Annotated in this window: 16 protein-coding genes; all 16 read left to right on the forward strand. The window is 38.3% G+C overall.

Annotation, left to right across the window (positions count from 1 at the left end; genetic code table 11):
* The first annotated feature begins 76 nt into the window (after nucleotides 1-76).
* The 16 genes from J0J36_RS03855 to J0J36_RS03930 all read left to right on the forward strand — a co-directional run bounded on the left by J0J36_RS03855 (nucleotide 77) and on the right by J0J36_RS03930 (nucleotide 14361).
* Nucleotides 77-526: a MarR family winged helix-turn-helix transcriptional regulator gene (locus tag J0J36_RS03855; RefSeq protein WP_029343317.1), complete on the forward strand. Its 450-nt coding sequence runs from the start codon at nucleotides 77-79 to the stop codon at nucleotides 524-526.
* Nucleotides 523-2049 (forward strand): MDR family MFS transporter, encoded by a 1527-nt coding sequence (locus tag J0J36_RS03860; RefSeq protein ID WP_019292130.1) that lies wholly within the window; start codon nucleotides 523-525, stop codon nucleotides 2047-2049. Before J0J36_RS03855 ends, J0J36_RS03860 begins: the two co-directional genes overlap by 4 nt.
* On the forward strand, nucleotides 2049-2765 hold the full coding sequence (locus J0J36_RS03865; protein WP_019292129.1) for a DUF4811 domain-containing protein: 717 nt from the start codon (nucleotides 2049-2051) through the stop codon (nucleotides 2763-2765). The genes J0J36_RS03860 and J0J36_RS03865 overlap by 1 nt, the downstream gene beginning before the upstream one ends.
* 162 nt (nucleotides 2766-2927) lie before the next feature.
* On the forward strand, nucleotides 2928-3509 hold the full coding sequence (locus J0J36_RS03870) for a hypothetical protein (protein WP_004258153.1): 582 nt from the start codon (nucleotides 2928-2930) through the stop codon (nucleotides 3507-3509).
* A gap of 75 nt (nucleotides 3510-3584) precedes the next feature.
* Nucleotides 3585-4343, forward strand: a complete 759-nt coding sequence (locus J0J36_RS03875) for a MurR/RpiR family transcriptional regulator (protein WP_019292127.1) — start codon at nucleotides 3585-3587, stop codon at nucleotides 4341-4343.
* Between the two features lie 160 nt (nucleotides 4344-4503).
* Nucleotides 4504-5898, forward strand: coding sequence for an MFS transporter (locus J0J36_RS03880; protein ID WP_153924674.1), 1395 nt, complete (start codon nucleotides 4504-4506; stop codon nucleotides 5896-5898).
* Nucleotides 5899-5979: 81 nt separating this feature from the next.
* Nucleotides 5980-7215: a phosphopentomutase gene (locus J0J36_RS03885; RefSeq protein ID WP_019292126.1), complete on the forward strand. Its 1236-nt coding sequence runs from the start codon at nucleotides 5980-5982 to the stop codon at nucleotides 7213-7215.
* A gap of 3 nt (nucleotides 7216-7218) precedes the next feature.
* Nucleotides 7219-7488: a zinc ribbon domain-containing protein gene (locus J0J36_RS03890; RefSeq protein WP_153924677.1), complete on the forward strand. Its 270-nt coding sequence runs from the start codon at nucleotides 7219-7221 to the stop codon at nucleotides 7486-7488.
* Between the two features lie 19 nt (nucleotides 7489-7507).
* Complete coding sequence (locus J0J36_RS03895) at nucleotides 7508-8323, forward strand: purine-nucleoside phosphorylase (RefSeq protein ID WP_019292124.1); 816 nt, start codon at nucleotides 7508-7510, stop codon at nucleotides 8321-8323.
* Between the two features lie 83 nt (nucleotides 8324-8406).
* Nucleotides 8407-9105, forward strand: coding sequence for a purine-nucleoside phosphorylase (gene deoD / locus J0J36_RS03900; protein WP_019292123.1), 699 nt, complete (start codon nucleotides 8407-8409; stop codon nucleotides 9103-9105).
* Between the two features lie 129 nt (nucleotides 9106-9234).
* Nucleotides 9235-10905 carry a formate--tetrahydrofolate ligase gene (locus tag J0J36_RS03905; protein WP_153924683.1) on the forward strand — a complete coding sequence of 557 codons (1671 nt, stop codon included), beginning with the start codon at nucleotides 9235-9237 and terminating at the stop codon, nucleotides 10903-10905.
* A 13-nt stretch (nucleotides 10906-10918) separates the two neighbouring features.
* A complete protein-coding gene (locus J0J36_RS03910; protein ID WP_019292121.1) occupies nucleotides 10919-11329 on the forward strand; it encodes a VOC family protein in 411 nt (136 codons plus the stop codon).
* A 166-nt stretch (nucleotides 11330-11495) separates the two neighbouring features.
* Nucleotides 11496-12353, forward strand: coding sequence for an amino acid ABC transporter substrate-binding protein (locus tag J0J36_RS03915; protein WP_019292120.1), 858 nt, complete (start codon nucleotides 11496-11498; stop codon nucleotides 12351-12353).
* Nucleotides 12354-12495: 142 nt separating this feature from the next.
* Nucleotides 12496-13383, forward strand: a complete 888-nt coding sequence (locus J0J36_RS03920) for an amino acid ABC transporter permease (RefSeq protein ID WP_004258125.1) — start codon at nucleotides 12496-12498, stop codon at nucleotides 13381-13383.
* Nucleotides 13380-14141 (forward strand): amino acid ABC transporter ATP-binding protein, encoded by a 762-nt coding sequence (locus tag J0J36_RS03925; RefSeq protein ID WP_153924686.1) that lies wholly within the window; start codon nucleotides 13380-13382, stop codon nucleotides 14139-14141. The genes J0J36_RS03920 and J0J36_RS03925 overlap by 4 nt, the downstream gene beginning before the upstream one ends.
* Nucleotides 14134-14361, forward strand: coding sequence for a DUF4059 family protein (locus J0J36_RS03930; RefSeq protein WP_019292117.1), 228 nt, complete (start codon nucleotides 14134-14136; stop codon nucleotides 14359-14361). The genes J0J36_RS03925 and J0J36_RS03930 overlap by 8 nt, the downstream gene beginning before the upstream one ends.
* Nucleotides 14362-14416 lie beyond the last annotated feature (55 nt).

Here is a 14416-nt window from a genome sequence, read left to right on the forward strand (position 1 = left end):
AATTTTTGACAATTGATAATAAAGAGAATATAATACTAACAGTGTTAGATAATTAATAGTGTTAGGAATGGAAGATATGGATTACAATCAAGCAGCAGAAACTTTTTTATCTTGTGTGAAGAGTCGCAGTAAAACTGAAGTTATGAGCCGTTTTAGTAAGTATGCGCATGGTGAAAAACTCGTTTTGGTTGGCCTCTATAAAAATACTGGCTCACCAATTTTACCTAGTGACATTGCGAAGCAAACCAATATGAGTACAGCGCGAGTAGCAACAATTCTCAATAATCTTGAGGAGAAAGGACTTGTTACACGTGAAATTTCTCGTACGGACCGTCGTAAAATTTTAGTGGCTATCACGGCTAAAGGTCGTGAAGAAGCGGAGCAATCAAGAAAAGAAGCTGTGAGCCGTATTGTGAAAATCCTTGAACGAATGGGCGAAGAACGCACCAAAAGTTTTGTCGAAAATGTCCAACTATTTTTTGATTTAGCAATGGAAATATTTGAGGAGGAAAACGAAAAAGTATGACTGAAGAATTAACAAAAGATCAGCCACTCGATATTCATGGGAAACCATTTAATCGAGGGATTGTTCTTGCACTTATTTTGATTGCTACTTTTGGAGGGATGCTCATGCAAACCTCATTGGGTACAGCAATGCCCACATTGATGAATGATTTTAATATCTCTTTAGCTACGGGGCAACAAGCCACAACATGGTTCTTGTTGGCAAACGGAATTATGATCCCTGTATCGGCCTATTTAACAACAAAATTCCCAACACGCTGGTTGTATTTGATTTCTTATGCAATTTTATTGGCTGGAATGTTTGTCGCCTATTCGGCACCGACTTCGACATGGAGCGTCTTTTTAGGAGCTCGTATCATGCAAGCTATTGCCGTTGGTATTTCGATGCCCTTGATGCAGGTTGTTATGGTCAATATGTTCTCACCAAAACAAATGGGTGCTGTTATGGGTGCTATGGGACTTGTTATAGGTCTTGCACCAGCAATTGGCCCTACTTATGCAGGATGGATTCTAGATAAAGATCATGTCATTTTAGGATTCACTCTGGAACAATCATGGCGTACAATCTTCTTGATTCCAATGGTTGTTATTGCCATTTGTTGGGTATTGATGCTTATTTTTATGCGTGACATTGTGCCTAATCGTGACATGAAGCTAGATTTTATGTCATTAGTCGAATCAGTTCTTGGTTTTGGGCTCTTTTTATGGGGTTTTACAAATGTAGCTAGCGATGGCTGGGGTGATCTTCAAACGGTTATCCTACCTATCGTTGCGGGGGTAGCAATCATTGCTCTCTTTGTCCGTCGTCAATTGCATATGGAAACACCATTCTTAAATGTTTCCGTATTTAAAAATAAACAATTTGCTTTGACAACCGTTGTTATGGCACTTTCAATGATGGCTATGATGGGTGTTGAGATGATGTTGCCTTTGTATATGCAACAAGTCCACGGTCTTTCACCATTGAGTTCAGGTTTGACACTCTTACCTGGTGCTTTGATGATGGGGATTGTGAGTCCACTTGCGGGTGCTGCCTATGATAAAGTAGGTGCGAAACGCTTGGCCCGTGTTGGTTTTACCATTTTGGCCATTGGTACAATTCCATTTATGTTTTTGACAACAACAACACCAGAACACTTTATTACTGTGCTCTATGGTTTGCGTATGTTTGGTATTGCGATGGTAATGATGCCTCTAACTGCATCAGCCATGAACGCTTTACCACGCGAACAATCAGCACATGGTACTGCAGCAAATAGTACAGCACGTCAAGTTGCTTCAGCTGTTGTTGTGGCGCTCTTAAGCTCTGTTACGCAAAATATTATTACCAATTCACAACCTGCAGCAAGCTTGAAAGAGTCCAACCCACTTGCTTTTGCAGGAGATATGTTAGATGCCATGCTTAAAGGCTATCACGCCTCTTTCGCTATAGGGTTAGCCTTTGCTATCCTTGGGCTCGTGCTTTCATTTTTCCTTCAAGGGCATATTGTTAAAAACAAAAAAGAAGTAGGAGGTGAGAAATAATGATTATCATACTTATTGTTTTATTTACACTTTTAACCTTCTACGGCTTTATCCACATTGATAAAATATTTTGGCGTGGTCTTGTTGGTGGTTTATCATTAGTCCTACTCACAGCATCAGTTATGGCTTTGACAATACACATTAAAGATAACTGGGGTATGGAGAAAGTAACTTCTACTGAAACGAAGAAAATTTACACAGCAGGAGATACTAATGCTGCCTTTGGGATGCTTTTAAAAGCAGAAATCGGTCAAGATACTAATAATTATGCTTTAGTCTACCGTACAAACAAAGAAGATAAGGAGCCTGAAGTTCATTTCCAACCGGATCAAAAACATATGGTTGAAACTTTGAAAAAAACGGCAGACTACAAGCTGACGTCTGAGTCTGAAGCCAAAGTTGTTACAACAACAGTCAAATGGAAATTTAAAGACAACTTTATGAAGTTCCTTTTCGGTATTGGCGGAGAAGAAGGAAAGCTTGTTTATCAACACGCGCGTGCTTACGTGCCTAAGGATACGTGGCTCGTCTTGACCCAAGATGAAGCCAAAAAACTTCAACAAGAAGTACCAGCGATGCAAGCTCAGCAAGAAGCAGCACTGAAAGCAAATCCTGCGCAAGCAAAAGCAATGATGGAACTACAAAAGAACAGCCCAGAGGAATTCACAAAACTGCAAGTTAAGCAGATTAAAGAACGCCTAGGCCTTAAAGAATAACAAGAGAGTCTGAATTTATTCAGACTTTTTTCTTTTAAAGTGTATAGAAAACTGAACTCTTCCCTAATATACGTAAAAAAACAGGAAATGTAACTAAATTGTAATTTTATTCGCTGGGAAATATTGTAAAATAGTGAACATAGAAAGGTTGGTATTATAAAAGTGAACTCTGATAGTAGAAAAAGAATCAGGAACTTGGTGATTGGTGCTCTTCTTACGGCTTTAGGGATTTTAATTCCGATGATTATGCCGGCAAAAATCGTAATTGGCCCCGCATCATTTACTCTTGCTTCACATGTGCCAGTTATGGCCGCTATGTTCTTTAGCCCTTATTTAGCAGCGCTTGTAGCTGTTGGGACCACACTTGGTTTCTTTATTAGTGTCCCAGTTCCCCTTATCTGGATGCGAGCGGCAACTCATATTGTAGTAATGACTGCTGGTGCTTGGTTCTTGAAGAAGAATCCAGATTTAGTTGACAAAAAAGTTAAACTACAAGTTTTTAACCTGATTTTGGGAGTTTTCCACGCAGGATTGGAGGCCTTGGTTGTTTTAGCCTTTTATCGTATTGGTTTTGCAGATCTTAATCCTCAAGCCTTAAATAGCTTGCTTATGCTTGTCTTCTTCGGTGGAATTGTTCATAGCTTTGTCGATTTCAACCTTGCATTTGGTTTATGTAAAGTCCTCAATAAAATTTATACTATTGATGTCTTTAAAAATTCAAAATTAAAATCATTAGCAGAATAACACCAGACAATTGCGCTCATAAAGAGCGCTTTTTTGTATCTTCTTCCTTCTTGGATATGATATAATTGAGTAACTATGGAAAAATTATCAGATGCGGAAATGTATACTTGGGAATTTTTGGAAGAAAACAAGTCAAAAGTTCAATTGATGTCAATTACTCAAATTGCTGAAGAAGCACATGTGAGTACAGCCACAATTGTGCGAACTCTCAAAAAAAGAGGATTTGATGGCTTTGCCGATTTCAAAAATTCTCTCAAAAGAAATAAAAATGGAGCTAATGCGGAAGAAAACAAAATAGTTGGTTTGTCTGACGAGGCTAATCAATATGTTTTTAAGAACTTGATTGAAGTTTCACGGACGATTGGTTTACTTAACCCTGCCGACTTGGAAGCTATTTCGAAAGCTTTAGTGGAAACGAAGATGATCATGACAGTAGCGCGTGGCGCAAGTGAAGCTGTAGCGGATGATATGATTCATCGGTTTCAAACGCTAGGGAAAAATGCAATCAGTCGTTACTATGATGATATGGAAATGTATGCTGAAAAACTGACTTCAGAAGATATGATGCTTATCGTTTCTTCAACAGGTGAGGAGAAAATCATTGTTTCTGCAGCTAAAAAAGCAAAGAAGAAGGGTGCAAAAGTAATAGTTCTGACAAGTAACTACCGAAGCCAATTGGCCCAAATGAGTGACTACTATCTACTTGCTTATCAAAGTAAATTAGAGAAAGAAGAACTCTATGGAGATGCTGGAAGTATTTTACCTTTAGAAGTCATTTGTCGTATTATGGTGGATATGTTTACTATCTATCGCGCAAAAGGTACAATCAGATAAAAGAAGACAAGTTAGTAACTTGTCTTTTTTTGTAAAGTTTTTCAAGATATTTCATGAGAAAGCGAATACATTTTCAGAAATGTTTAAGATATAATAATTATATTCTTTAAAGATAGCGTTTTCATGAAGCGCTTAAATATATCATATCGGAGGACTAACTGTGGAAGCACAACTCTCTACAAGTCAGCAAAATACAGCACAAGAAGTACAGGTAGGCAAAGCCGTTCCTGTCATCCTTTTATTGATGATTTTTTCTTTGGTCATTGATAATTCTTTTAAAATCATTTCCCCGAAACTGGTGGAGTATTTCCATGTTTCTGCCAGTACAGTAGCTTGGCAAGTGACCTTAGCTGGATTAGTTATTGGAATGGGAGCAGTCGTCTATGCATCCCTTTCTGACAGCATTAGTATTCGTTCATTACTTATTTTTGGTATTCTTTTAATTTCTGCAGGTTCTTTTATGGGCTACCTGGTTCATGATAATTATTGGTTGGTTGTTTTTGCGCGTGTCATTCAAGCTGCTGGACTGGGCGCTACTGAAACCCTTTATCTTATTTTTGTAGCTCGCTATGTTGCACCAGATAAACAAAAAAAATATTATGGCTTTTCAACTTCTAGTTTTCAAATTGCGACAGTCATTGGTACTTTGACTGGAGGATTTATCACTACGCATTTGGCTTGGCAAACGCTTTTCCTTGTGCCATTACTTTCTTTATTGGTTATCCCCTTCCTTTTAAAATATCTTCCCAAAGAATCTGGTGAGAAAAAATATATTGATGTGATGGGAATTATGCTTGTTGCAGCTGTTGCTGTTACTGCAATGGTTTACCTGACCAACTTCTCGTGGCTTGTTCTGATTGGTTTTATTTTGGCAACAATTGTTTTCTTACTTTATATTTCTAAAAAGAAAAATGCTTTTATTACGATTGACTTCTTCAAAAACAAATTGTTTGTCTTTACTTTGATTGCTGCACTTTTGATCTACTCGACACAAGCTGCCTTTACCTTGAATACATTTTCATTTTTGCTTACAGATGTGTATCAAATGCAATTAGATAGTGTATCTTTGATGTTTATTCCTGCATGTTTAGCAGCTGCGATTGTAGGTAGTCTTTCAGGAGCAATTGCTTCTAAACTTAATTCATTTAAAGCCGTTATTGTTTCAATGGTGACTATTGTGGTGACAATTGTGCTTGCTGCATTGTTCATGGGAGCCTCAGTTTTCCTTTTCACAGGCTTACTTATTTTAAGTTCATGTGCTTTTGCCATGATGTATGCACCACTTATGCACACAAGTTTGGAAAAAATGCCAGAAGAAAATAAAGGAACAGCAATTGGTTTCTACAATCTTTGCATCAATATTGCAATGTCAATCGGGTTTACTTATTCTTCACGTTTTATTGATGGTGTAAATCTTCATTTTTTTGCGGCAACTATCAAAGGACATTATAGTGAGGTTATTCTCATGATTGCATGTGTAGCCATTGCGGCTTTAGCAGTTTTCGTTTTTCTCATCAAAGGGCAACTTCCGAACGAGAAAAGTTTTTCTGCATGAAGGTTTAGCTCTGGAAACCTATTCATCACTAAATAGTTTATAATGATAATATAGAAGTTCACTAAGTAAGGAGAAAATAATATGCCTAAGAAATTTAATCGTGTTCACCTCGTAGTTATGGATTCCGTTGGAATCGGTGCTGCACCAGATGCAGATAAGTTTTTCAACCACGATGTAGAAACACACGAAGCAGTAAATGATGTGAATTCGGATACAATTGGTCACATCTCAGAAATCCGTGGTCTAAATGTTCCTCATCTTCAAGAAATGGGCTGGGGCAATATCCCACGCGATACAGCCCTAAAAACTATTCCAGCTGCTGATCAGCCTAAAGCTTATGTGACCAAGTTACAAGAAGTTTCTAAAGGTAAAGACACAATGACAGGGCACTGGGAAATCATGGGCTTGAATATTCAAACTCCTTTCCCAACATATCCGGAAGGATATCCTGAAGATCTCCTTCAAAAAATTGAAGAGTTTTCAGGCCGTAAAGTCATTCGTGAAGCCAACAAACCTTATTCTGGAACAGCTGTTATCGATGATTTTGGACCACGTCAAATGGAAACAGGCGAGTTGATTATTTATACTTCAGCTGATCCTGTGTTACAAATTGCGGCACACGAAGATATTATTTCTCGTGAAGAATTGTACAAAATTTGCGAATACGTGCGTTCAATCACACTGGAAGGTTCTGGTATTATGATTGGTCGTATAATTGCTCGTCCTTATGTGGGTGCACCAGGGGACTTTACACGTACTGATGGCCGTCGTGATTATGCCTTGAGCCCATTTGATGAAACAGTGTTAGAAAAACTTTATAATGCTGGCGTAGACACATACTCAGTAGGTAAAATCTCTGATATTTTCAACACAGTTGGTGTGAAATATGATATGGGACATAATAAAAATGATATGGATGGTGTCGATCGTCTTCTCAAAGCAATGCGTAAAGAAGAATTCGTTGAAGGCTTTAGCTTTACGAACTTGGTTGATTTTGATGCGAAATATGGTCATCGTCGTGATGTAGAAGGTTATGGACAAGCAATCGAAGACTTTGACAGACGTTTGCCTGAAATTCTTGAAGCCATGCATGAAGATGACTTGTTAATGATTACAGCTGATCACGGGAATGATCCAAGCTATGTAGGTACAGACCATACACGTGAATATATTCCACTTGTTATCTTCTCACCTTCATTGAAAGAACCAAAAGTTCTACCTTTGGGCCACTTCGCGGATATCTCTGCTACTATTGCAGATAATTTTAATATTGACAAGGCTGAAATCGGGGAGTCCTTCCTTGAAAGCTTGGTCTAATTCATGACTAAAAAAGTTTTTTGTCAATCTTGCGGTATGCCTTTAGCACAAGCGGTCGATTTTGGAACGGAAAGAAACGGCCAAGCAGCTACCGAATATTGTAGATATTGCTACCAGAATGGCTCTTGGACACAACCCAATATTACTTTGGAAGAAACAATTGCTTTAGGAAGTAAAGCCTTGGAACAACTGGAAATATCAGGAATTAAAAAATGGCTCCTCAAGACACTTTACCCGATGCAAATAAAGGGCTTGCAGCGCTGGAAAAAATAAAAATTAAAGGAACACAAAAATGGAATTGAAAATGAAGTTAGCTGAAACGACAAAATACCTCAAAGATCAAGGTGTTGGCGCTATTGATGTCGCTCTTATCTTAGGATCAGGTTTGGGAGAATTAGCAGGAGAAATTGAAAATCCTGTTATTATCAAATATGAAACAATCCCTCACTTCCCTGTTTCAACAGTTGTTGGTCATGCTGGACAACTCGTTTATGGTGATTTATCTGGTAAGAAAGTTATTGCTATGCAAGGGCGTTTCCACTTCTATGAAGGAAATACAATGGAAGTTGTGACTTATCCTGTACGTGTGTTCTCAGCTCTTGGTACACCATCAATTATTGTTACCAATGCTGCAGGTGGAGTAAATAAAGACTTCGCACCTGGCGACTTGATGATCATCAACGATCATATCAACTTCATGGGAACAAACCCATTGATTGGTCCTAATGACGATGAAATCGGTCCACGTTTCCCAGATATGTCACAAGCCTACGACAAAGCCTATCAAGAGCTTGTTAAGGAAACAGCAGCAGAAATGTCAGCTAAAGTTCAAGAAGGGGTCTACATGGGCTTCACCGGACCTACTTACGAAACACCAGCAGAAATTCATATGGCTCGCACGATGGGAGCTTCAGCCGTAGGTATGTCAACTGTTCCTGAAGTTATTGTGGCTGTTCATTCCGGAATGCGTGTTCTAGGTATTTCATGCATTACTAACTTAGCTGCAGGAATGCAAAGTGAACTTAATCACGCTGAAGTTGTTGAGACAACAGAACGTGTGAAAGAAACATTTAAAACACTTGTTAAGAATGTTTTAGTGAAAATGTGATAAAATAAGAGAAAACGTGTTAGCGTTTTCTTTTTTTAGTGAAGAAAGCTGGCACCAAAATAACCTAAACATAAGGAGTAACTATGTCAGTTCATATCGAAGCTAAAAAAGGTCAAATTGCAGATAAAATCCTCTTGCCAGGCGATCCATTGCGTGCCAAGTTTATTGCTGAAAATTTTCTCGAGGATGCTCAACAATTTAATAATGTGCGAGGCATGTTGGGCTATACAGGGACTTATAAAGGACACCGTATCTCAGTTATGGGAACAGGCATGGGAATGCCATCAATCTCCATCTATGCACATGAATTAATCACCGAATACGGCGTGAAAAAATTGATCCGAGTAGGCACAGCAGGTGCGCTAAATGAAGATGTTCATGTACGAGATTTAGTCTTGGCACAAGGCGCTGCCACAACTTCACGCATTATTAAAAATGACTGGCCACAGTTTGATTTGCCGCAAATTGCTGATTTTGATTTGTTAGATAAGGCCTATCACATTGCGAAAAACTTAAATATTCCAACCCATGTAGGAAATGTTCTTTCGGCTGACTTATTCTACAGTGATATTGATACGCTGGCTATAGGTAAATTGGGCGTAAAAGCAGTAGAGATGGAAGCAGCAGCTCTTTATTATTTGGGTGCAAAACATAATGTCCAAACATTAGGAATCATGACCATCTCTGATAGTCTAGTGACAGGAGAGTCAACAAGTTCAGAAGAACGTCAAACTACCTTTACTGATATGATGCGTGTAGGGCTTGAAACACTTATTGTTTAGGAGAAAGTAAAAGTTAAAGCCGAACATTGAAAGGGTAAAATTATTAAATTTAGCATTTGCAAAGGAAATTTCCAGATGTTTCTGTTAAAATGATAAGAAAGTTATGGAGATTAGGGAGTTATTTAAAAGATGAAAACAGATATCGAAATTGCACAAGAATGCAAGATGGAAGCTATCACAAACGTCGCTGAAAAAATTGGTTTAAGTTTTGAAGATATCGAACTTTACGGAAAATATAAAGCAAAAATACCACTCGAAAGCCTTAAAAAGTTTGAGGATAATGCTGAGGGAAAACTTGTCTTGGTTACATCCATTAACCCAACTCCTGCTGGTGAAGGAAAATCAACGGTGACAGTTGGACTAGCAGATGCCTTTGCACGCTTGAACCAAAAGGTAATGGTGGCGCTACGTGAACCTTCATTGGGCCCTGTGATGGGGATAAAAGGTGGTGCAACAGGTGGAGGATATGCTCAAGTTCTTCCGATGGAAGATATTAACTTGCATTTCACAGGCGATATTCATGCCATGACAACAGCGAATAATGCTATTGCAGCACTTTTAGATAATCATATCTTCCAAGGAAATGCTCTAAACATCGATAGTCGTCGTGTTGTTTGGAAACGTGTCTTAGATATGAATGACCGCGAGCTTCGTCATATCGTTGCTGGCTTAGGCAGTGTAGTTAATGGTGTGCCCCGTGAGGACGGTTTTGATATCACGGTAGCCAGTGAGATTATGGCTGTTTTATGTTTGGCTACCTCATTGACAGATTTGAAAGAACGTCTTTCACGTATTGTTGTGGCTTATACTTATGATCGTCAGCCGGTCACTGTGGGTGATTTAGAGATTGAAGGTGCAATTACAGTCCTATTGAAAGATGCACTTAAGCCAAATCTGGCCCAAACTATTGAAGGGACACCCGTATTAGTACATGGCGGTCCTTTTGCCAATATTGCTCACGGCTGTAACTCTGTTTTAGCCACAAAAACAGCCTTAAAATTAGCAGATGTAACTATTACAGAGGCTGGATTTGGAGCAGATTTAGGCGGCGAAAAATTCCTTGATATCAAAACACGTCAACTGGGAAAAACCCCTGATGCTATTGTAATTGTTGCTACTCTTCGTGCATTGAAAATGCATGGTGGTGTAGCTAAAACGGAACTAACTGGCGAAAATGTTGCAGCCGTTACCCAAGGCTTTGCAAATCTGAAACGCCATATTAAAAATATGGCGAGCTATGGTGCGCCAATCGTTGTAGCCATTAATCAATTTGCCAGTGATACTGAGGCGGAAATAGCTGAGTTAACACGACTTGTTGAAGCAGAAGGTGTTTCTGTGAGTTTGACACAAGTCTTTGAAAAGGGCGGCGCAGGTGGAATTGATTTAGCCGAAAAACTAACAAGTATTTTCACGCATGAAGCAAGAGAGTTCCATTATCTTTATGATTTAGAAGCATCGGTAGAGAGCAAGATTACAACAGTTGTGACACAAATTTATGGTGGCAAGAAAGTTAATTTTTCTGCAAAAGCAGCGCGTCAATTAACAGAAATTGAGGAGAATGGTTGGGATAAGTTGCCTGTTTGTATGGCGAAGACACAATATTCATTTTCTGATAATCCTAAACTTCTGGCAGCACCAGAAGGCTTTGAAGTTACCGTGCGTGAGTTGGTACCAAAGATTGGAGCAGGATTTATCGTGGCCTTGTTGGGTGACGTGATGACTATGCCTGGCTTACCTAAAAAACCAGCGGCTTTAAATATGGATATTGACGAAACTGGGAAAATCACTGGTTTGTTTTAAGCAAAGGAGAACGATGGTAAAAGCAAAACTCACCCCTTTTATTACATTAAATGGTAAGGCCAAGGAAGCGATGACTTTTTATGCTCAAGTTTTGCCAGACACAAAGATTATACGGATGGAGTTTTATCATGAAAGTCCAGCTTTTTCTGAGCTGAAAGAAGAACTTGTTTTATATGGGAGTTTGGAAATAAAAGGGACAGAACTTTTCTTTCTTGATATGCAAAAAGAATATGCAGCACCAACACCAAATTGGTCAAATTCCCTTCTTCTGGACTGTGCGACCGAGGCTGAATTTGATGAAATCTTTGCAGCTTTAGTAGACCAAGGAAGCGTGATGATGGGGCCGGAAGCTGTAGGAGATATTCGTAAATGTGCCTGGATCACTGACAAATTTGGCATTACATGGCAACCAATCTGGAAATAAAGAGAAATAGTTATCCTTTTTTACGGATAACTTTTTTGTTTGCTGATATTAAATAAATAAAATTCCGCTATAAAAAAATCTTAACCCCTCGATAAACAAATAATATGACAAACCAATAGGGAGCGTGATAAACTTTAAATATCAAAAAATTAAGGAGAACATTACTATGAAAAAGTCACTGAAGCTTTCACTCGCGCTCGTTTCGCTTATCGCCGCAGGAGCTTTAGCTGCTTGCAGTAATGGTGGTTCATCAAGTAAAGAAGAATCAAAAACCAAGCAAACGGAGATTGTTGTAGCTACAGATGGAGCAACTAAACCCTTTACCTATTCTGATAATCAAGGAAATTTAACAGGATATGACATTGAGGTTGCACGTGCTGTCTTTGATAAGTTACCTGAATATAAAGTAACGTATCAAGCGGTTGACTTTTCTGGGATTGTTCCAGGTTTGGACAGTGGTCGTTATCAGATGGGAGCCAATGATTTTGGTTGGTCAAAAGAACGTGCAGAAAAATATAATTTTTCATCACCAATTTCTAAATCGAATAATGCAGTATTAACGAAAGACGGTGATTATAAAACCCTAGAAGATCTTGCAGGTAAAAGTACAATCGGTAATCCAGCTTCTAACTATACAAAGATTATCAATGATTGGAACAATGCGCATCCAGATAAGAAAATAAATATCAGCTACTCTTCAGATAGCACATCTATCAATACACGCTTTAACCAGATTGAATCTGGGAAGATTGATTTCATGCTTTATGATAAAATTTCTCTGCAATCAAGTATTAAGGATCAAGGATTTGACAGCTTGAAAATTCAAGATATCGATACTTCAACAGGTGATCCTGAACATGACGGTTATGAGTATTTCCTCTTTGCAAAAGATGATGCTGGCAAAGAACTTCAATCTAAAGTCAACAAAGTACTTGCGGAGCTTGAAAAAGATGGTACCTTGAAAAAACTTTCAGAAAAATTCTTTGATGGAGATTTTGTACCTGAAGCAAGCAAATTTAAATAAATATTTCACAGACAAGAAAAAATTTTTAGTTTCTTGTATAATAGTAGGAGTAGTGTAAAAGCTGTCCCTGAGTCTCTCACACACAAATGCTTGTGGCACGAGTGAGGGGTTCAGACAGCTTTCTTTGATGAAGAGAATAAAAATGAATAAAAATAAAAAAATAATTTTAGGCTTGGGAGTTTTGCTCCTGTTGATTATTTTGCCTATGCTTCCCTTTTTGATCATGCAAGGGCAATATAGTTTTGACGAATTTTGGACGATGTTTTTCACCAAAATTTTTAGTTGGAAAGACTTTACAGCAGCCTTTGTACCAATCATTAAAATGATTCCTATTTCATTGCAGATGACACTTATCGCAATGTTCTTTGGTCTCATTTTGGGGTTGCTCCTTGCACTTGTCAGAATAAATAAAATTCCTATTTTAGACCAGTTACGTGCCTTGTTTGTTTCCTTTACACGTGGGACACCAATTTTGGTACAACTTTATTTAACTTATACAGGGATTCCCTTGATTCTTAAAGCAATCAATATGAATTACGGAACAAATTATACAGTTAACTCGGTTCCTGCTATGCTCTTTGTGATTGTGGCTTTTGCCCTTAACGAAGGCGCTTATAATTCAGAAACAATCCGCTCAGCCATTCAATCAGTAGATAAAGGTCAAATCGAAGCAGCACGCTCCCTGGGGATGACAAATTTTCAAGTTTTTTGGCGTGTAACCTTACCTGAAGCAGCTTCTGTTGCAACAGCGCCATTAGGGAATGCTTTGATTGGCTTACTCAAATCAACTTCACTCGCTTTTGTTGCTGGTGTAGTCGAAATGACCGCTCAAGCTCAAATTATCGGTGGTTCAACCTTCCGTCTTTTTGAAACCTATTTAGCTCTGGCCTTAATTTACTGGCCAATCTGTATCGTTCTGGAAATCTTGATTCGTAAGATTGAAAGCAAACTGGAAATAAAAATGCCTAAAGCAGCGCGGAAAATCTCACTTGGACGCAATCCTTTTGATAATGGGGTGACCAACAAATGATAAAAATTTCAAATTTAAGTAAATCTTTTGCAGGTAATGTTGTTCTTGACAATCTTAATCTGGAAATTAATGAAGGTGATGTCATTGCGCTTATTGGTGCATCAGGTGCCGGTAAGTCAACATTTTTACGCTCTATTAATTATCTGGAAGAAGCAGACAGTGGACAGTTAGAAATTGATAGTTTTAAAGTCGACTTTGAACATATCAGTAAACAAGAAATTCTTGAGCTTCGTCGCAAAACAGGAATGGTCTTCCAGCAGTTCAATCTCTTTGAACGTCGTACAGCCCTCCAAAATGTGATGGAAGGTTTAATTCAAGTTAAGAAAATTCCCAAAGCAGAAGCACAGAAGCTAGCTGAGGAAAATTTAAGAAAAGTCGGTCTTGAAGATCGTATGGATTACTATCCAAAATTCTTATCCGGCGGTCAAAAACAGCGTGTAGGAATAGCACGAGCGATGGCAATGCAGCCAACTTTACTCTTGCTTGATGAGCCGACATCAGCGCTTGATCCGGAACTTGTTGGCGAGGTGCAAGACACTATTCTCAATGCAGCTAAAAATAAACAAACAATGGTTTTGGTGAGTCATGAGATGGACTTTGTCTATAATGTTGCTACAAAAGTACTCTTCCTTGAAAAGGGTAAAATCATTGAAGAAGGTAGCCCTGAGGAAGTGTTCCATCATCCTAAAAATCCGCGGACGAGTGAGTTTCTCTCTCGTCATGTTAAAACCATTGATATAGGAAGTTCAAATGATTAATTTAGTTTTACAGTTTTATCTTAAAGGTTTACTCATTTCTTTTTTAGTTGTAGGTTTACTCAGTCTTTTGTACGGTTTTATCTATTGGATCCGTAATCATCATAAATCCCGAAATGTCTGGCGCAATCGTTTATTTGACATTATTTTGGTGGATATTTTGACGATTCCGATTTTGAGTTTTGCAGTTGTTGGTATACTGATTATTTTAAGAATCAGATGATTGTAAATCAAAATAATGGCAAATAATCAAAAGAGAATTTATAATGGTTCTATAC

The organism is Lactococcus sp. LG1074, from assembly GCF_017309525.1.
Taxonomy (GTDB): Bacteria; Bacillota; Bacilli; order Lactobacillales; family Streptococcaceae; genus Lactococcus; species Lactococcus petauri.

Excerpts from the sequence above, each read along its gene's own strand:
- J0J36_RS03920 (WP_004258125.1), top strand. The coding sequence starts at position 12,496 with ATGAATAAAAATAAAAAAATAATTTTAGGCTTGGGAGTTTTGCTCCTG.
- J0J36_RS03925 (WP_153924686.1), top strand. The coding sequence starts at position 13,380 with ATGATAAAAATTTCAAATTTAAGTAAATCTTTTGCAGGTAATGTTGTT.
- J0J36_RS03875 (WP_019292127.1), top strand. The coding sequence starts at position 3,585 with ATGGAAAAATTATCAGATGCGGAAATGTATACTTGGGAATTTTTGGAA.
- J0J36_RS03890 (WP_153924677.1), top strand. The coding sequence starts at position 7,219 with ATGACTAAAAAAGTTTTTTGTCAATCTTGCGGTATGCCTTTAGCACAA.
- J0J36_RS03885 (WP_019292126.1), top strand. The coding sequence starts at position 5,980 with ATGCCTAAGAAATTTAATCGTGTTCACCTCGTAGTTATGGATTCCGTT.
- J0J36_RS03905 (WP_153924683.1), top strand. The coding sequence starts at position 9,235 with ATGAAAACAGATATCGAAATTGCACAAGAATGCAAGATGGAAGCTATC.
- J0J36_RS03895 (WP_019292124.1), top strand. The coding sequence starts at position 7,508 with ATGGAATTGAAAATGAAGTTAGCTGAAACGACAAAATACCTCAAAGAT.
- deoD (WP_019292123.1), top strand. The coding sequence starts at position 8,407 with ATGTCAGTTCATATCGAAGCTAAAAAAGGTCAAATTGCAGATAAAATC.
- J0J36_RS03915 (WP_019292120.1), top strand. The coding sequence starts at position 11,496 with ATGAAAAAGTCACTGAAGCTTTCACTCGCGCTCGTTTCGCTTATCGCC.
- J0J36_RS03860 (WP_019292130.1), top strand. The coding sequence starts at position 523 with ATGACTGAAGAATTAACAAAAGATCAGCCACTCGATATTCATGGGAAA.
- J0J36_RS03865 (WP_019292129.1), top strand. The coding sequence starts at position 2,049 with ATGATTATCATACTTATTGTTTTATTTACACTTTTAACCTTCTACGGC.
- J0J36_RS03910 (WP_019292121.1), top strand. The coding sequence starts at position 10,919 with ATGGTAAAAGCAAAACTCACCCCTTTTATTACATTAAATGGTAAGGCC.
- J0J36_RS03855 (WP_029343317.1), top strand. The coding sequence starts at position 77 with ATGGATTACAATCAAGCAGCAGAAACTTTTTTATCTTGTGTGAAGAGT.
- J0J36_RS03930 (WP_019292117.1), top strand. The coding sequence starts at position 14,134 with ATGATTAATTTAGTTTTACAGTTTTATCTTAAAGGTTTACTCATTTCT.